The sequence below is a fragment of the Kitasatospora sp. NPDC089797 genome, assembly GCF_040684795.1.
In the GTDB taxonomy this organism is placed as follows: domain Bacteria; phylum Actinomycetota; class Actinomycetes; order Streptomycetales; family Streptomycetaceae; genus Kitasatospora.
Window position 1 is genome coordinate 146,637 of sequence record NZ_JBFBGS010000002.1, and the last position, 16,633, is coordinate 163,269.

The 16,633-nt window shown below is 73.1% G+C and carries 14 protein-coding genes, 8 tRNA genes and 1 pseudogene; 12 read left to right on the plus strand and 11 right to left on the minus strand.

Translation table 11 applies throughout. The features are described 5' to 3' along the window. Positions 1–47 precede the first annotated feature (47 nt). Complete coding sequence (locus tag AB0O91_RS02280) at positions 48–854, plus strand: RNA methyltransferase (RefSeq protein ID WP_363427225.1); 807 nt, start codon at positions 48–50, stop codon at positions 852–854. 909 nt (positions 855–1,763) lie between these two features. On the opposite strand, the pseudogene AB0O91_RS02285 reads toward AB0O91_RS02280, so the two are convergent. Continuing rightward, a pseudogene (locus AB0O91_RS02285) lies at positions 1,764–3,032 on the minus strand (serine/threonine-protein kinase); the annotation flags it as partial. A 406-nt stretch (positions 3,033–3,438) separates the two neighbouring features. On the opposite strand from AB0O91_RS02285, the gene AB0O91_RS02290 reads away from it, so the two are divergent. Beyond that, entirely contained in the window at positions 3,439–3,639 is a 201-nt protein-coding gene (locus AB0O91_RS02290; RefSeq protein ID WP_350512930.1) for a hypothetical protein, read from the plus strand. A 315-nt stretch (positions 3,640–3,954) separates the two neighbouring features. Here AB0O91_RS02290 and AB0O91_RS02295 read toward each other — a convergent pair. From AB0O91_RS02295 to AB0O91_RS02320, 6 genes are all read right to left on the minus strand, one after another. Continuing rightward, a tRNA-Val gene (locus AB0O91_RS02295) sits at positions 3,955–4,026 on the minus strand. Between the two features lie 44 nt (positions 4,027–4,070). After that, positions 4,071–4,142 (minus strand) — tRNA-Val (locus tag AB0O91_RS02300). A 44-nt stretch (positions 4,143–4,186) separates the two neighbouring features. Further along, positions 4,187–4,258: transfer RNA gene (locus tag AB0O91_RS02305), tRNA-Val, on the minus strand. Positions 4,259–4,299: 41 nt separating this feature from the next. Beyond that, positions 4,300–4,371: transfer RNA gene (locus AB0O91_RS02310), tRNA-Val, on the minus strand. 34 nt (positions 4,372–4,405) lie between these two features. After that, a tRNA-Cys gene (locus AB0O91_RS02315) sits at positions 4,406–4,479 on the minus strand. Between the two features lie 40 nt (positions 4,480–4,519). After that, a tRNA-Gly gene (locus AB0O91_RS02320) sits at positions 4,520–4,592 on the minus strand. 332 nt (positions 4,593–4,924) lie between these two features. On the opposite strand from AB0O91_RS02320, the gene AB0O91_RS02325 reads away from it, so the two are divergent. From AB0O91_RS02325 to AB0O91_RS02335, 3 genes are all read left to right on the plus strand, one after another. Beyond that, the gene (locus tag AB0O91_RS02325; protein ID WP_363427226.1) at positions 4,925–6,028 is read left to right on the plus strand and encodes a chorismate-binding protein; all 1,104 of its coding nucleotides are present in this window, start codon (positions 4,925–4,927) and stop codon (positions 6,026–6,028) included. Positions 6,029–6,040: 12 nt separating this feature from the next. Further along, entirely contained in the window at positions 6,041–6,871 is an 831-nt protein-coding gene (locus AB0O91_RS02330; RefSeq protein ID WP_363427227.1) for an aminodeoxychorismate lyase, read from the plus strand. Between the two features lie 85 nt (positions 6,872–6,956). Beyond that, positions 6,957–7,808: a GNAT family N-acetyltransferase gene (locus AB0O91_RS02335; protein ID WP_363427228.1), complete on the plus strand. Its 852-nt coding sequence runs from the start codon at positions 6,957–6,959 to the stop codon at positions 7,806–7,808. Positions 7,809–7,847: 39 nt separating this feature from the next. On the opposite strand, the gene AB0O91_RS02340 is transcribed toward AB0O91_RS02335, so the two are convergent. Beyond that, positions 7,848–8,348: a DsbA family protein gene (locus AB0O91_RS02340; protein WP_363427229.1), complete on the minus strand. Its 501-nt coding sequence runs from the start codon at positions 8,346–8,348 to the stop codon at positions 7,848–7,850. Positions 8,349–8,459: 111 nt separating this feature from the next. Between AB0O91_RS02340 and AB0O91_RS02345 the strand changes: the two genes are divergently transcribed. Further along, the gene (locus AB0O91_RS02345; protein ID WP_363427230.1) at positions 8,460–8,924 is read left to right on the plus strand and encodes a hypothetical protein; all 465 of its coding nucleotides are present in this window, start codon (positions 8,460–8,462) and stop codon (positions 8,922–8,924) included. 11 nt (positions 8,925–8,935) lie between these two features. Here the strand turns inward: AB0O91_RS02345 and AB0O91_RS02350 are convergent, their stop codons facing one another. Both AB0O91_RS02350 and AB0O91_RS02355 read right to left on the minus strand, forming a co-directional pair. Further along, entirely contained in the window at positions 8,936–9,505 is a 570-nt protein-coding gene (locus AB0O91_RS02350; protein WP_363427231.1) for a CGNR zinc finger domain-containing protein, read from the minus strand. A 433-nt stretch (positions 9,506–9,938) separates the two neighbouring features. Beyond that, positions 9,939–10,352: an SsgA family sporulation/cell division regulator gene (locus AB0O91_RS02355; protein WP_030056266.1), complete on the minus strand. Its 414-nt coding sequence runs from the start codon at positions 10,350–10,352 to the stop codon at positions 9,939–9,941. Between the two features lie 436 nt (positions 10,353–10,788). Between AB0O91_RS02355 and AB0O91_RS02360 the strand changes: the two genes are divergently transcribed. Both AB0O91_RS02360 and AB0O91_RS02365 read left to right on the plus strand, forming a co-directional pair. Next, a tRNA-Val gene (locus tag AB0O91_RS02360) sits at positions 10,789–10,860 on the plus strand. Between the two features lie 209 nt (positions 10,861–11,069). Further along, a tRNA-Val gene (locus AB0O91_RS02365) sits at positions 11,070–11,141 on the plus strand. 62 nt (positions 11,142–11,203) lie between these two features. Here AB0O91_RS02365 and AB0O91_RS02370 read toward each other — a convergent pair. Next, positions 11,204–11,971 carry an exonuclease domain-containing protein gene (locus AB0O91_RS02370; protein WP_363427232.1) on the minus strand — a complete coding sequence of 256 codons (768 nt, stop codon included), beginning with the start codon at positions 11,969–11,971 and terminating at the stop codon, positions 11,204–11,206. Positions 11,972–12,117: 146 nt separating this feature from the next. On the opposite strand from AB0O91_RS02370, the gene AB0O91_RS02375 reads away from it, so the two are divergent. The 4 genes from AB0O91_RS02375 to AB0O91_RS02390 all read left to right on the plus strand — a co-directional run bounded on the left by AB0O91_RS02375 (position 12,118) and on the right by AB0O91_RS02390 (position 16,580). Then, positions 12,118–12,672, plus strand: a complete 555-nt coding sequence (locus AB0O91_RS02375; RefSeq protein WP_363427233.1) for a DUF4365 domain-containing protein — start codon at positions 12,118–12,120, stop codon at positions 12,670–12,672. Positions 12,673–12,704: 32 nt separating this feature from the next. Then, positions 12,705–13,871 (plus strand): hypothetical protein, encoded by a 1,167-nt coding sequence (locus tag AB0O91_RS02380; RefSeq protein WP_363427234.1) that lies wholly within the window; start codon positions 12,705–12,707, stop codon positions 13,869–13,871. A gap of 87 nt (positions 13,872–13,958) precedes the next feature. Continuing rightward, positions 13,959–15,938, plus strand: a complete 1,980-nt coding sequence (gene thrS, locus AB0O91_RS02385) for a threonine--tRNA ligase (protein WP_363427235.1) — start codon at positions 13,959–13,961, stop codon at positions 15,936–15,938. A gap of 81 nt (positions 15,939–16,019) precedes the next feature. After that, entirely contained in the window at positions 16,020–16,580 is a 561-nt protein-coding gene (locus tag AB0O91_RS02390) for an HIT domain-containing protein (protein WP_363427236.1), read from the plus strand. The last annotated feature ends 53 nt before the right edge of the window (positions 16,581–16,633 follow it).

A 16,633-nucleotide genomic window follows, 5' to 3' on the forward strand; every position in this document is an offset into this window, starting at 1 on the left:
CCTTCGGCCGTTTGGCCTTCCCCGCCCGGGCTTGGCAAGATCGCAGGGTGTCCGAACCCAGCACCATCACCGACCCCGCCGACCCCCGCCTCGCCGACTACACCGGCCTCACCGACGTCGAGCTGCGCCGTCGACGCGAACCCGCCGAAGGCCTGTTCATCGCCGAGGGCGAGAAGGTCATCCGCCGCGCCCTCGCGGCCGGCTACCGGATGCGGTCGATGCTGCTGACCGCCAAGTGGCTCGACGTCATGGCCGACGTCATCGCCGACGCCGACGCCCCCGTCCACGTGGTCGAACCCGCGCTCGCCGAGGCCGTCACCGGCTACCACGTCCACCGCGGCGCCCTCGCCTCGATGGAGCGCAAGCCCCTCCCGGACGCCGCCGAGGTGCTCACCGGGGCCCGCCGGGTCGCCGTCCTCGAAGGCCTGGTCGACCACACCAACCTCGGCGCCATCTTCCGCAGCGCCGCCGCCCTCGGGATGGACGCCGTCCTGCTCTCACCGGACTGCGCCGACCCGCTCTACCGCCGCGCCGTCAAGGTCTCCATGGGCGCGGTCTTCGCGGTTCCGTACGCCCGCCTCGACCCCTGGCCCGCCAGCCTCGACACCGTCCGCGAGGCCGGCTTCACCCTCCTCGCCCTCACCCCCGCCGACACCGCCGTCGACCTGGCCGGCCTCGCGCCCCACACCCTCCCCAGGACGGCCCTCCTGCTCGGCGCCGAAGGCGACGGCCTCACCCCCCGGGCCATCGCCGCCGCCCACCACGCGGTCCGCATCCCCATGGCCCACGGCATCGACTCCCTCAACGTCGGCGCCGCAGCCGCCGTCGCCTTCTACGGCGTCACCACCCCCTGACCCCTCCCACACCACCGCACGGGAAGTCGACCCATCCGACTTCCTGCGCGCGCCACCGGGACTTCGGCCCTGCGCCTGCCCACGTCCGAGGCCTGCCGCTGTACAGGAAGTCGACGCAGCCGACTTCTCGTGCGCGCCACCGAGGGCTACGACGCTCCGCCGACCGGCGATGTGCCGCAGCGTCAGCCGCTCCCCGCACCGGAAGTCGGCCGGTCCGACGTCCTGCGCCGGAGCCGCTCAGCCCGCCGGGGCGGTCGGCGGGGCCGGGGCGGCGGCCGGGGGAGGAGTGGTGAGGCCGGTGCCGCCGGAGGCGCCGGCGCCGGGCCAGGATTCGTCCATCGTGCCGTCGGCACGCACGGTGTAGCGGGTGGAGACGGCCGCGCCGGTGGCGGCCACGCGCTCCTCGCGGACGACCGCGCTGCCGTCCAGGCGCCAGGTGGCCGTGGCCTGCGGGTCGGCGGTCGAGGTCCGGGCGGTGGTGGCGACCGGGTTGTCCCCGGTGAAGGTGTAGAGCTGCACCAGGTCGACCGGCACCGAGCCCTCCGCCCGCCGCAGCACCACGACCGCGGCCGGCTGGCCCTTGTACCGGGCCGGCAGCACCGCGCTCAGCGTGACCTGCGGCCCGCCCGGGACGGAGTGTCCGTCCTTCATGGTGACGGCGTTCCCGCCCGCCGCGTCGGGGTAGCTCCGGTTGGGCCAGTCGACCACCGGTCCGGGCCCCTGCGCGGGCGCCAGCGCGCTGTCCGCCGTGCCGCGCGCGGCCGCCGGGAGCGGGGACGCGGAGGCCTGCGGCGCGACGTCCACCGAGTTCCGGGCGGCTGCCTGCTCGCCTCCGGCGCCGCCACCGCCTCCGGTGCCCGCCGTCGCGGTCTGCCCGACCACCGGCCGGGCCCCTTGGTTGCTCCGGTTCTCGCAGCCCTGCGCCGCCGCGATGGCCAGCGCGACGCCGATGGTGACGGTGACGAAGACCACCAGCCGCTGCCGCAGCAGGCGCTGCCGCGCGGTTCCGGGCCGCCCGCCGGGAACGGGGGTGTGCTGACGGTCCCGGGGCCGCGGGCGGCCGGGCGGCGGGGTCTGCGACCGGTCGCGCAGCTGACGGGTGACGGGCGTGGCCTCGGGCCGGGGGAGCGGGGCACCCTGCGGGCGTCGCGCCGGGGTCCCGGGGGCCTGCCCGCCCGGACGGCCCGCTGCTGCCCGGGCGCGCGGCGCCGGTGCTGCGGCTTCGGCGGGGCGGCCGGGGGCGGGGACGCCCCGCCCGTCCTCCTGGTGCACCGCCCGTACCGCCTCGGCGGCCGGGGCGGGGGCGGCGGCCTGGGCCGGTCCCCGACGGGCGCCGCGCCCGCCGCCGGCGGCGGCCGCACCGCGGGCGGCCAGTTCGCTGAGCCGCTCGTGCAGCGCGGCGGCGCCGGGCCGTTCGGCGGGCTCCTTGGCCAGGCAGGCCCGGATGAGCGGCGCGAGCTGCGGCGGGACGGCCGACAGGTCGGGTTCCTCGTGGACGACCCGGTAGAGCATGACCTCGGAGGACGCCCCGGACCCGAACGGGGTGTCCCCGGTGAGCGCGTAGGCGAGGGTGGCCCCGAAGGCGAAGACGTCGGTGGCCGGGGTGACGGCGACGCCGCGCACCTGTTCGGGGGCGAGGAAGCCGGGTGAGCCGACCGCGGTGCCGACGTGGGTGAGGGTGCTGGCGCCGCGCGACCACGCGATGCCGAAGTCGATGATCCGCGGACCGCGGGGCGAGAGCAGGATGTTGGAGGGCTTGAGATCGCGGTGGACGACCCCGGCCTCGTGCACCTTGACCAGTCCGTCGGCCAGCGCGGCGCCGATCCGGGCGGCCTCCGGCCAGCTCATCGGCCCTTCGTCGCCGACCCGCTTGTAGAGCGAGGGCCCGGGCACGTAGGCGGTGGCGAGCCAGGGGCGGTCGGCCTCGATGTCGGAGCCGACGACGCGGGCGGTACAGCCGCCGCGGATCCGGGAGGCGGCGGCGATCTCACGGGCGAAGCGGGTGCGGAACTCCTGGTCCTCGGCGAGTTCGGCGCGGATCAGCTTGAGGGCGACGCGCTGTCCCCGGCGGTCCGAGCCGAGGTAGACCACGCCCATTCCGCCGGCTCCGAGTCGCCGGTGCAGGCGGTACGGCCCGACGATGCGGGGGTCCTCACGCCTCAGCCGCATCATCGCCATGTCTTGTTCCCCGTCAGCCTGTGGGTGAGGCCCCGTCGGTTGGGGCATCGTCAGTTCCTGTCTGGCACAGCTTACGGACTGGCCGCTGCGGTGTGCTGATACGCAACACCTCAAGCCGCCGTGCGATTGTCCGATCTTGGGCTGAGCCGCAGGTCACAGGGGCGCCGTGTCGCTTCTCGGGGTTGCCCCTCAGGGTTCCCCCGGGGACCGGGCCGGGCCTCCCTCCCCCTCCGGTAGTACGCCCCGAGTCCGAGGGTCATCCTCCGGGATGCCCGAGGAACAGTACGACGGCATGACGCCCAGAAGGCCCCGTGGCCAATAGCGTTGTGTTCAGCGGTGGACGGGGAGCTCGTCCCCCGAGGTTAGCCGTCCACCGCGCCAACTCGACCGGATCAGGAGCAAGGCCATGGCATCGCAGCAGACGGGCACCACCCGCCGCCGGCGGCCGGCCTTCACCCAGCCCCAGTCCGCCGAGCAGCCCACCCGGCACCCCGCCGTGGCGCTGGCCATGGCCCTGCCGTGCGCCGTGCTGCTGGTGCTGCTGTTCGGAGGGTGGGAACAGCTGGCGAACCAGGCCGAGGCCCTGGCCGATCTGATCGGCCGCTGAGGTCGCTGAGGCTGCTGAAACCACCGGGCCGCCGAGCCGGCCCGGAGAAGGAAACACCAGAACGGGCACTGCTTCCCTGGGGACGGGGAGCAGTGCCGCCGGGGAGGCCGCGGCCGCGTTGACTCGCGGACGGGCGAGGAGCGGTCCGCAGAGCACCCCGGCAGGCGGAGACGCCGCGTACGGACGTCGGTGAGGGCGACCGTACGCGGCTCTTCCCTGTCTCCGCCCCCTCTCCGCCCCCGGAACGTTTCTGTCTCCGGAACGGCAAAAGGCCGAGGCCGCGACCCTGACGGATCGCGGCCTCGGCCGTTACTGTGCGCGATACTGGGATTGAACCAGTGACCCCTACCGTGTCAAGGTAGTGCTCTCCCGCTGAGCTAATCGCGCCTGGTGTGGCGGTTGTGCAGCAGGCCTCGAAGGGCCCGTTACTGTGCGCGATACTGGGATTGAACCAGTGACCCCTACCGTGTCAAGGTAGTGCTCTCCCGCTGAGCTAATCGCGCCTGGTGTGGCGGTTGTGCAGCAGGCCTCGAAGGGCCCGTTACTGTGCGCGATACTGGGATTGAACCAGTGACCCCTACCGTGTCAAGGTAGTGCTCTCCCGCTGAGCTAATCGCGCCTGGTGAGGCGTTCCTGCAGCAGACCCCGAGAGGTCCGACGTGCGCGATACTGGGATTGAACCAGTGACCCCTACCGTGTCAAGGTAGTGCTCTCCCGCTGAGCTAATCGCGCGGGGAGGCCCCCGACCGGAGTCGGGGGGACCTCTTGGAGGTGGAGACGGGATTTGAACCCGTGTACACGGCTTTGCAGGCCGTTGCCTCGCCTCTCGGCCACTCCACCAGGCAACACATGAAGAACGACCTTACACTGTTCTCCATCGAGCGGACGACGAGATTCGAACTCGCGACCCTCACCTTGGCAAGGTGATGCTCTACCAACTGAGCTACGTCCGCCTGTCTCCCGGGATCTTCACCGCTTTTCTTCGGCTGCGCTCCCCGGCGACGTGTTGAACTCTAGCGGATTCCGGGGCCAGCTAAAAATCCGTTCCCGCAGCGTGCCGAGGGGATGCCCGCCGAGTGCCGTCCCGTCAGTCCTTCCGGTCGGCCACCGGCCGCCACCTGCGGCGCTCCCGGACGATCATCCGCAGGCCACCCGGCGCACACCCGCACGACGCCCTCTGCTGCACGTCCGCCGAGGTGCGGGGGGCGCGTGCCTGCCCCGGCCCACGCCCCCCGACCTACACTTCAGGCACCGCCGCCCCCCAGCATCACCGTGCAGGAGAACCGTGTCCGGTCACCCCGACCCCCGCACCCCGCTCGCCCGCTTCGGCGGCCGCCTGGCCACCGGACTGCGCGACGTCACCTCGGACCCGGCCGCGCTCGACTCCTCCGGCTACTGGGCCGTCGCCTACGACTTCGAGGGGCGGCTGACCTGTGCCCGCTTCGACGACATCCGCCCCGCCCCGGCCCCGCCCTCCGGCGCCGGCTGGCGCGGCCCGGACGCCGGCAGCTGGCACAGCTCGCTGGACCGCGCCGCCTACACCGCGGGCGTACGCCGCATCCGCGAGCACATCGCGGCCGGCGAGGTCTACCAGGCCAATCTCTGCCGGGTGCTGTCCGCCCCGCTGCCCGACCCGGACCGCAGCGACATCGACGCCCTCACCGGCCTGCTCGCCCACGGCAACCCCGCCCCCTACGCCGGCACCGTCCGGCTGCCCGGGCACGGCGTCGAGATCGCCACCGCCTCCCCCGAGCTCTACCTGCACCGGACCGGCCGCACCGTCTCCTCCGGCCCGATCAAGGGCACCGGCCGGACCGAGGACGACCTCCTGGAGAAGGACCACGCCGAGAACGTGATGATCGTCGACCTGGTCCGCAACGACCTCGGCCGGGTCTGCGCGACCGGCACCGTCACCGTCCCCGACCTCTGCGCCGTCGAGAAGCACCCCGGTCTGGTGCACCTGGTCTCCACGGTCGAGGGCACCCTGCGCGACGGCGCGGGCTGGCCCGAACTGCTGGCCGCCACCTTCCCGCCCGGCTCGGTCACCGGCGCCCCCAAGTCCAGTGCCCTGCGGATCATCGACGCCCTGGAGACCGCCCCGCGCGGCCCCTACTGCGGCGCCGTCGGCTGGGTCGACGCCGACCGGGGCGAGGGCGAACTCGCCGTCGGCATCCGCACCTTCTGGCTCGACCGGGAGGACCCGGGGGCGCCCGTCCTGCGTTTCGGCACCGGCGCCGGCATCACCTGGGGCTCCGATCCCGAGCGGGAGTGGGCGGAAACCGAGCTCAAGGCCGCCCGCCTGGTCGCGATAGCGTCGGGCAGCGACCCCGACCCCGACCCCCGCGCCGACACCCGTACCGGCGCCGCCCACGAGCCGCACCCCGCCTAGGAGCAGCCCTCGATGCACAACCGCACCACGAGCTGGGTCAACGGAACCCTCGTCGACTCCGCCGACGCCGCCGTCTCCGTCCTCGACCACGGCCTCACCACCGGCGACGGCGTCTTCGAGACCATGAAGGCCGTCGACGGCCGGGCCTTCGCGGTCACCCGCCACCTCGACCGGCTCACCCGCTCCGCCCGCGGCCTCGGCCTGCCCGACCCCGACCACGACCTGGTCCGCGAGGCCTGCGCCCGGGTCCTCGCCGCCAACCCGGCCCCGCTCGGCCGCCTGCGCATCACCTACACCGGTGGCAACTCCCCGCTCGGCTCCGAGCGCGGCACCGCCGGCCCGACCCTGGTCGTCGCCCTCGGCGCCATCGGCCGCCGCCCCGACGAGACCGCGGTCGCCGTCGTCCCCTGGCGCCGCAACGAGCACAGCGCCGTCGCCGGCCTCAAGACCACCTCCTACGCCGAGAACGTCGTCGCCCTGGCCGCCGCACACCGCGCCGGAGCCTCCGAGGCCCTGTTCGCCAACACCGCCGGCCGGCTCTGCGAGGGCACCGGCTCCAACGTCTTCGTGGTCCTCGGCGGCCGCCTGCTCACCCCGGTCCTCGCCTCCGGCTGCCTGGCCGGCATCACCCGGCAGCTGGTCATCGACTGGTGCGGCGCCGAGGAGGCCGACCTCCCGCTCGACGCCCTGCGGGACGCCGAGGAGGTCTTCCTGACCTCCACCACCCGCGACGTCCAGGCCGTCACCCGCGTCGACGACCACGAACTGCCCGGCATCGGCCCGGTCACCGCCAAGGCCATGGCCGTCTTCGCCGAGCGCAGCGGCGACGACCTCGACCCCTGACCCCGGGTCCGGTCGGGCCGGGTCGGACGGACGGGCACCGGGCGCGGCGCGGATAACCTTCCCGGCGAGGGGAAGGGACCACCACATGACCACCACGCTGCGCCCCGAGGGCCCGGAGACTCCCACCACGGCCGGCGGCCGCACCAGACGCTGGCGGATCCTCGCGAACGGCCACCAGGTCGGCGCACTGCGCACCACCTCGGCCCGGCATGGCAGTCAACTCTGGGGCGAGATATCGGAGTTGGAGATCAGCGAAGGCCGCGGCCGGGGCCGCGGCACCTTCGGCGCCCTGGCCGCGGAGGAGGTGCTGCGGCACTGGGACTGCACCCGGGTGGACGTCGTCGTCCCCGAGACCGCCCGGATCGCCCGCGGCCTCGCCACCACCCTCGGCTACACCGAGCGGATGCGGAACCTGGGCAAGAGCCTGACCGCGGCCCCGGCCCTGCCCGCCGGCCTCAGCGCCCACCCGATCGGCGCCGCGGAGTTCCCCGCCTGGATCGACCGGGCGGCGCGGGAGTACGTCCACTCCCTGATGAGCTCCGGCCTCACCGAGGAGCAGGCGCAGGCCAAGTCGAGCCTGGACCACCGCAACGTCCTCCAGCAGGGCGCCGACACCCCCGGCGTCGCCCTCCGCCGCCTCCACAACGGGGACGGCCGGGCGGTCGACGAGCCGCTCGGCTCGCTCTGGGTGAACCTCCACCTGCGCGACCTGCCGGACGGCACCCCGCTCGCCTGGGTCATGGTGGTGGAGGTGTCCCCGGCCCACCGGGGCCGGGGACACGGTCGCGCCCTGATGCTGCTCGCCGAACAGGAGTGCCTGGCCGCGGGCGTGCGCGAACTCGGCCTGAACGTCTTCTCCGGCAACGAGGTGGCCCTCCGGCTCTACGCCTCGCTCGGCTACCGGGTCGTCAACCGCTGTTACGGCAAGCCGCTGTGAGCGGACGGCGGCGCCCCGGTAACCCGCCGGTGGACGAGGTCAGGAAGCCTTCGCCGCCTCGATGACGGCGACGATCCGCTCGCGCAGCCCGTCCTGGCTCTGCCCGCCGTCCAACCGCTCGCCACCGATCACGTACGTCGGCGTGCCCGTGACCCCGATCGCCTTCCCCTCGGCCTGGTCGGAGTCCACGGTCAGCATGTGCCGGCCGTCGATCAGCGCGGTGTCGACCTCCTCGACGTCCACCCCGACCTCCCGGGCGACCTCCAGCAGCAACCGCTGACCGCGGGAGTCCAGCTCCTCGACCCGGGCCAGCAGCGCCTCCACGAACGGCCACCCCAGCCCTTGCGCGAACGCCTCCTCGGCGGCCTCGGCCGCGGCGTAGGCGTGCTTGTGCTTCTCCAGCGGGAAGTGCCGCAGCTCCACGGACAGTGCGTCGCCGTACTGCGCGCGCAGCGCCCGTACGTCGCCCAGGGCGGTGCGGCAGTCCGGGCACTGGAGGTCGCACCAGAACTCGAGGCGGGGGAGGGAACCATCGATCATTCCCCCAGTGTTCCATTAATGGGTGCCCGTTCCCGCCCGGCGGTGCGCCCGAGAGCGGACCGACAGGGAGGCACCGATGACCAGGACCACCGCAGACGAAGGGGTGCACCCGTGCTGACCGCGGCGATCAGTTTCCTCCTCACGGCCGGCGGAGTGGCGGTCGCGGGCCTGCGGGCCTGGCGGCGGCGCTTCCGCTCGGCGACCCGCTGGTTCGCGGTCGCCCTGCTGCCGGCCGGGCTCTACCTGACCGGCCTGTTCCCGCTGGCCGGCAAGATCGGCCGGGCCTTCGCCGACTGGGGCGCCAAGCTGGTCTTCGACCCCCGGGTGTGGACCGGCATCGTGCTGCTCGGCGTCTCCGTGGCCCTGCTGCTCGCCACCCGCTGGACGGGTCGGCGCGGGGCCGTGGAGGCCGCCCCGGAGCGCCCGGCCGCCGCCGGCCCGGCCCCCGAGCGCCCGGCCGTGGCCCCGGCACCGAAGGCGCCCGGAAAGCAGCAGAAGCCCCGGACGGGCAAGCAGGACGACGGGCTCGGCGACTTCGCCGACATCGAGGAGATCCTGCGCAAGCGCGGCATCTGAGCCGGCCCGCGTCAGGCGGAGGCGACGGCCTCCGCCGACCGCTGGCGCGCCCGGTAGGCGGCGACGTGCAGCCGGTTGCCGCAGGTGCGGCTGTCGCAGTAGCGCCGCGAGCGGTTCCGGGAGAGGTCCACGAAGACCCGCGCGCAGTCCGGCGCCTCGCACCGGCGCAGCCGCTCCCGCTCGCCCGCCATCAGGATGAAGGCCAGCGCCATGCCCAGCTCCGCCGCGAGGTGGAGGCCGAGCGCGGCGTGCGGTGCGAAGTAGTGGATGTGCCAGTCGTGGTGGTCGTGGTTGACCAGCCGGGGCGTCGTCCCGGCGGCCGCGACGATCGCGTTCACCAGCTCGGCGGCGGCCTCGGTGGACTCCGTCCCGAACACCTCGCGCAGCCGGGTCCGCAGCTCGTGCACCTGGTGCAGGTCGTCCTCGGTCAGCGAGTCGATCTCGCTGATCTCCTGGCGGACCACGAAGGCGTCCAGCGCGGCGATGTCCGGCAGCCGCTCGTCGCCGCACACCTCGGGCGCGGTGTTGAGCAGGTCCACGAGGATGCTCAGCGCGCACTCGGTGTCATGGGTGATCAGCACTTGGGACTCCTCGCGCAGGGGGACTCCGGTACCCCGCGTCCACGGTTACCCCAGACCATACCGGCCCTTGCGGCATAAGGGCGGCGCGTTTGTTCGAAGGCCTGTACGGATTCCGTCAGAGTCTCCCAAAGCGGGCGTCGCACGCCCGCCGGCGCCCGGTCCGGGTCCTGGCGCCCGGCGCGGGCGGCACCCCGCGACCCCCCGAAATGACGGTGGCGCCCGACAGCGAAGCCGACCACCCGTAAGGATGGTCGGCTCGTGCCGGGCGCCTGCGGTGCTGCGGCTCCGCTCCGGTGGGAGCAGACCTTTCACCGGCCCCGAGACCGCGTCGTGCGCGGCTGAGTACGCTGCCGTGCCCCCGAGTAGGACGGCTGCGATGACGGCAGGAGGTGCGGCCCCACCGACAGTGGGGCTGGACCGCCTCCGGGCGGGGTCAGCTTTCGGCGAGGATGTGGGACAGCTCCCGGTCGAGGTCGAAGTGACGGTGTTCGGTGCCGGGGGGCACCGCGGCGTCCGTCCGCTTGAGGAACGACTCAAGCGCCCGGGCCGGGGCCTCCAGCAGGGCTTCTCCTTCCGGAGAGCTGAGGGCGATGCAGACCACCCCTTGCCCGTGGCTGCGCGACGGCCACACCCGGACGTCGCCGGTACCGGTCGGTCGGTGCAGCCCCTCCGCGAGGAGATCTCGGGCGAACACCCACTCCACGGTCTCGTCGGCGCCCGTGTGGAACGTGGCGTGCACGGCGTAGGGGTCGGCGGTGTCGTAGCGCAGGCCCGCGGGGACGGGCAGTGAGGACTCGCTGGACACGATGAGGCGCAGGTGCAGCTCGCAGCTGACCGTGGTGTTCATAAGCGCCATGGCCTTTCGCTCAGTGTGCGCTCGGGGAATCGCACGTCGGCGAACGGACCATCCCACCCCCAAGACCGATGTAAACCCCTCTGTCCCGATTCGGGCGCGAGTCGTACCCCTTACGGCGCATTGCGGAATGGTCACGGAGTACCCGCCCGGGGCATTACCGGCGGTTCTTCTCGGCGGGTTTCCCGAGCGGCCCGTACCGGCCGGTACCCGGCGCGGGCGAAGCGTCGCGGCGGGCCGGGAACAGGGGAGCGGGTGGTGCTTCCGGGTCCGACGAGTCGCGCGTGCGGACGGGTCGGCGGCACGGGTCGGGCCGGGTGGGCGCGCTCCCGGCGCCCGGGCCGGGCCCGGGGGTGCGCCCGGCCCGGGCGGGGGCGGGCCGGGGTGGTCGGAGCACCCTCCGGGATGCGGTAATGTTTTCTCTGCACCCGGGCGATTAGCTCAGCGGGAGAGCACTTCGTTCACACCGAAGGGGTCACTGGTTCGATCCCAGTATCGCCCACCGGAATGCATTGTGATACGTGAGGCCCAGTCGATTATCGGCTGGGCCTCACGTGTATTTCCGGAATCCACTCGAGTGCCGCGGCAAATCCGGCTGAGGCCCAGTCACCTTCCGTGCGGAGGGCGAGTTCTGTGGATGTGTCGGCCGTACCCCGGATGAACGAGTTGTACGACAGCTCCGGAATGGTGCTACAGTTCTTCTCGTTGCCCGGGCGATTAGCTCAGCGGGAGAGCACTTCGTTCACACCGAAGGGGTCACTGGTTCGATCCCAGTATCGCCCACCGGACAGCACGCAGGCCCTGACCAGGAAACCGGTCGGGGCCTGCGGCGCGTTCCGGGGCGGCTACGCCGCCGCCTCGCAACCGTGCTCGGGCTCCAGCCGGCGACCGCAGATGCACCGGGCGGGCCGCAGTGGCCAGGACGCGTCCACCCGCTCCGGCGTCCCCGAGCGGTCGAACCAGGCCTGCAGCCCACGGGCCTGCGCCGCGTGCCAGACCGCCTGCCGCAGGTGCAGCTCCGCCGCCGACAGCCCGCCCAGCGCCGCCGGGTAGCGCGCGCCGATCCGCCGGATCAACGACAGCGCGGCCGTCGCGTCCGCCGCCGCGTCGTGCGCCCCGGTGAGGTCCACCCCGTAGTGGGCGCACAGGTCGGTCAGCGTCCGGCGGCCCTTGCGGTAGCGGTCCACGTGCTTGTCCAGCACCCGCGGATCCAGCACCACCAGCCCGGCACCGTCCGGCCCGGCGCCCAGCGCCCGCCCGTGGTGGCGGCGCAACTCCCGGTCCAGCAGCGTCAGATCGTAGGGCGCGTTCATCACCACCACCGGCCGGCCGGCCCGCGCCTGGGCCGCCAGTGCGCGGGCGACCTCCGCCACCACCGCGCGGGCCGGGCGGCCGTGCGTCCGGACCTGTTCGTCGGTGATGCCGTGCACCGCCCGGGCACCGTCCGGGATGGGCACGCCCGGATCGGCGAGCCAGGTGGTGGTCTGCGCCGGTGTGTCCGGGGTGAGTTGGACGACCAGGGCGGCGGAGACGATCCGATCGGTCTCCACGTCCACGCCGGTGGTCTCGGTGTCGAAGGAAGCGAGTGGGCCGGTGTACCAGTGCTGCTGCATGACTGCCCCTCAGGCGTGCGTTCCGCGACCTGGTGATACCCGGTTCTGACGCCCGCTCAACCCGTTTGGCCCAGCCCGGACCGGGGATCCTGGCACTGGGCCGGTCGGCCCGGACGGGCCCGGAGCCGGGGGAGGCGCACGGGACGATGGCACTGACACAGCCGCAGCCCGACGGGTCGGCGGCCGCCCTCAGGGGCAACCTCGCGGTCACCGCCTGCATGGAGACCCTCCAGGTCGGCTACTTGCACGCGGTCGCCGCCGCGGCCGGCTGCTCGCTCTCCCAGCCGTTCCCGGACAACGGCATCGACTGGCAGGTCAGCCACGGCTCGCGGGAGCACGAGGTGGACGACGAGGTCACCATCAAGATCCAGCTCAAGGCGACCCAGCAGATCGCGCCCGACCCGCGCGGGCCGTTCTTCAGCTTCACCCTGGACAACGACCACCTGCGCAAGCTCGCCCGCGCCCGGGTCGCCGTCCCGCGCATCCTGGTCGTGATGCTGCTGCCGCGCCGGGTCGACCAGTGGCTCCGGGCCCGCCCGGACGCCCTCGAACTGCGGCACTGCTGCTACTGGGTCAACCTGGCCGGCCACCCCGTCACCGGACAGCGGCGCACCAACGTCCGGGTGCCCACCGACAAGGTCTTCGACGACCGCGCGCTCTGCGACATCATGGCCCGGGTCGGCGCGGGCGAGAGCCCGTGACTCCCCGGCCCCGGCAGCGAGGAAGCACGCCCATGACCCTGCCGCACGGACCCGAGGACCCGACCCGGGCCCTGCCCGACCCGGCCACCGTCGACCCCGCGGTGCTCGCCACCCTGCTCGCCCGGCACGGCTGGGTCCGGCGCGGCGGCCCCGCCGCCCGGTACGGCCGCTGGACCCCGCCGGACGGCGAACCCGGCACCAGCCTCCTGATCCCCACCGCGGACGGCTTCGACGACGCTGTCGAACTCCTCGCCGACGCCGTCACCGCGCTCGCCCGCTCCCGCACCCCCTCCGCCCGCTCGATCCTGCTCGCCCTGGCCGTCCCCGGCGACGAACTCACCTGGCGCCGCGACCTGCCCGGCCCCGCCGACACCGCCCCCTGGGACGACGCCGAACGGCTCCAGCGGGCGGCGCGCGCGATGCTCGCCGCCGGCGCCAAGGCCGGCCGGACCACCGCGGCCTACTTCGGCGCCCGGCTGGACGCCCTCGCCGGGGACTTCCTCGACCGCGTCCTGCTGGTCGAACAGGGCGCCGTCGACCAGGGCGCCGCCCTCACCGCCCACACCCCCGCCCCCGAGGGCCGCACCGCCGTCACCACCCTGGTCCGCGCCCTGGAGGCACTGCGCGAGGCGGTCGACTACCGCCGGGTCAGCGGCGGGCCCGAGGCCTTCGAGAACGCCGTCCGGTCCGGGGTCAGCCGGGAACTCGTCCGCTCCGTCGAGGACCTGGTGCGCGGCGCCACCGCCGCCCGGCTCACCGTCGCCTGGTCACCCGCCGCCGGGATCCCGGGCGGCTTCGGCGACCGCCGGGTCGACCTCGACTTCTCCCCCGGGGACCTCCCCGCCCTCACCGAGGCCGCTGAACTGCTGGAACGCATCGAGCCCGCCGTCGACGTCACCGTGGTCGGCGTGGTCGTCCGGCTCAAGCGCGGGGACCCGGCCGGACCGGGCTCGGTGCGGCTGCGGGTGCTCGGCGGCGCAGAGGTCCGCGAACTCAAGCTGCGCCTGCCCGACCCCGACTACCGGCTCGCCGCCGAGGCCCACCTGGCCGGCGTCCCGGTCCGGGTCTCCGGGCGGCTGGACCGGCGCGACGGCTTCCGCCGGCTGAGCCGGGCCCACGGCCTGGAGCTGTGCGACTGGGGGGAGGGCGACCACGAGCGACTGCTCAAGGGGCTCCAGGACGGAGGGGAGAGGTCCTGAGTGCGCGGTGCGGTTGGTGCGCTCGGTACCATCGTCACGCGCAGCGCAGTGTTGCGTCCTCTGAATCCAGCACGTCAGGAGAGACCGGTGACGGACGTCCGGGTAATCATCAGCCGCGAACCCGATCGGGAAGAGCGCGTGGTGACGACGGGCACTACGGCCGCCGAGCTCTTCGCCGACGACCGCTCGATCATCGCCGCCCGCGTCGGCGGCCAGCTCAAGGACCTCGCGTACGTCCTCCAGGACGGCGAGGAGGTCGAGCCGGTCGCGATCGACAGCAAGGACGGCCTCGACATCCTGCGCCACTCCACCGCGCACGTCATGGCCCAGGCCGTGCAGCAGCTCTACCCCGAGGCCAAGCTCGGCATCGGCCCGCCGGTCAAGGACGGCTTCTACTACGACTTCGACGTCGAGAAGCCCTTCCACCCCGATGACCTCAAGGCCATCGAGAAGAAGATGCAGGAGATCATCAAGCGCGGGCAGAAGTTCTCCCGCCGCGTGGTCACCGACGAGGACGCCCGCGAGGAGCTGGCCGCCGAGCCGTACAAGCTCGAGCTGATCGGCCTCAAGGGCTCCGCCGCCACCGCCGGCGAGGGCGCCGACGTCGAGGTCGGCGCCGGCGAGCTCACCATCTACGACAACCTGGACGCCAAGAGCGGCGAGCAGTGCTGGGGCGACCTCTGCCGCGGCCCGCACCTGCCCAGCACCCGCCAGATCCCGGCGTTTAAGCTGATGCGCAACGCGGCCGCCTACTGGCGCGGCAGCGAGAAGAACCCGATGCTCCAGCGCATCTACGGCACCGCCTGGCCGACCAAGGACGAGCTCAAGGCCCACCTGGACTTCCTGGTCGAGGCCGAGAAGCGCGACCACCGCAAGCTCGGCAACGAGCTCGACCTCTTCTCCATCCCGGAGGAGATCGGCTCCGGCCTCGCCGTCTTCCACCCCAAGGGCGGCATCATCCGCCGGGCGATGGAGGACTACTCGCGCAAGCGGCACGAGGAAGAGGGCTACGAGTTCGTCTACACCCCGCACGCCACCAAGGGGAAGCTCTTCGAGAAGAGCGGCCACCTCGACTGGTACGCGGACGGCATGTACCCGCCCATGCAGCTCGACGAGGGCGTGGACTACTACCTCAAGCCGATGAACTGCCCGATGCACAACCTGATCTTCGACGCGCGCGGCCGCTCGTACCGTGAACTGCCGCTGCGCCTCTTCGAGTTCGGGACGGTGTACCGCTACGAGAAGTCCGGCGTGGTGCACGGCCTGACCCGGGCCCGCGGCTTCACCCAGGACGACGCCCACATCTACTGCACCCGCGAGCAGATGGCGGAGGAGCTCGACTCCACCCTGACCTTCGTGCTCAACCTCCTCCGGGACTACGGTCTGACCGACTTCTACCTGGAGCTGTCGACCAAGGACCCGGTCAAGTTCGTCGGCAGCGACGAGGCCTGGGAGGAGGCCACCCGCGTCCTGGCGAGCGTGGCCGAGAAGCAGGGCCTGCCGCTGGTGCCGGACCCGGGCGGCGCGGCCTTCTACGGCCCGAAGATCTCGGTGCAGGCGAAGGACGCCATCGGCCGGACCTGGCAGATGTCCACCATCCAGCTCGACTTCAACCTGCCGGAGCGCTTCGACCTCGAGTACACCGCGGCGGACGGCTCGCGGCAGCGGCCGGTCATGATCCACCGCGCGCTGTTCGGCTCGATCGAGCGGTTCTTCGCGGTGCTGCTGGAGCACTACGCCGGTGCCATGCCGCCGTGGCTGGCCCCGGTCACCGTGACCGGCATCCCGATCACCGACGAGCACGTGCCGTACCTGCTGGAGGTCGCGGCCGAGCTCAAGAAGCACGGGATCCGGGTCGAGGTGGACACCTCGGACGACCGCATGCAGAAGAAGATCCGCAACGCCCAGAAGACCAAGGTCCCGTTCATGCTGATCGCCGGCAACGACGACGTCGAGGCGGGTGCGGTCTCCTTCCGCTACCGCAACGGCGAGCAGAAGAACGGCGTCCCGGTCGCGGACGCCGTCCAGGAGATCGTGGACGCGGTGAAGAACCGCATCCAGGTGTGACGCCGTAGTCGGACCGGTACGCGCGGGGCGGGCTCTTCAAGAGTCTGCCCCGCGCGGCTTTGCAAGCACGGTCGGGCGAATATGCTGATCAGCATGACGACTGAGCCGGAACTGCAGCGGGGTGTCGGTGAGCCGGACGGCTTCCGCCGCCTGTGGACCCCCCATCGGATGGCGTACATCCAGGGTGAGAACAAGCCCACCGGCCCGGCTCCGGACGACGGTTGTCCGTTCTGCTCGATCCCGTCGCTGAGCGACGAGGACGGCCTGGTCATCGCCCGGGGGAGCGCCGTGTTCGCGGTGCTGAACCTGTACCCGTACAACGGCGGGCACCTGATGGTGGTCCCGTACCGGCACGTGGCCGACTACACCGACCTGGACGAGGCGGAGACGGTCGAGCTGGCGGACTTCACCAAGCGGGCGATGACCGCGCTGCGCGCGGCCTCGGGGGCGCACGGGTTCAACATCGGGATGAACCAGGGCGCGGCCGCCGGGGCCGGGATCGCGGCGCACCTGCACCAGCACGTGGTGCCGCGCTGGGGCGGGGACACCAACTTCATGCCGGTGGTCGGCCACACCAAGGTGCTGCCGCAGCTGCTGGCGGACACCCGCAAGATGCTGGCCGAGGCCTGGCCGCAGGGCTGAGCAGCCCGTGGGAACGCGCGAAGCGGGGCCCGCCACCGGGGAGTTCGGTGGCG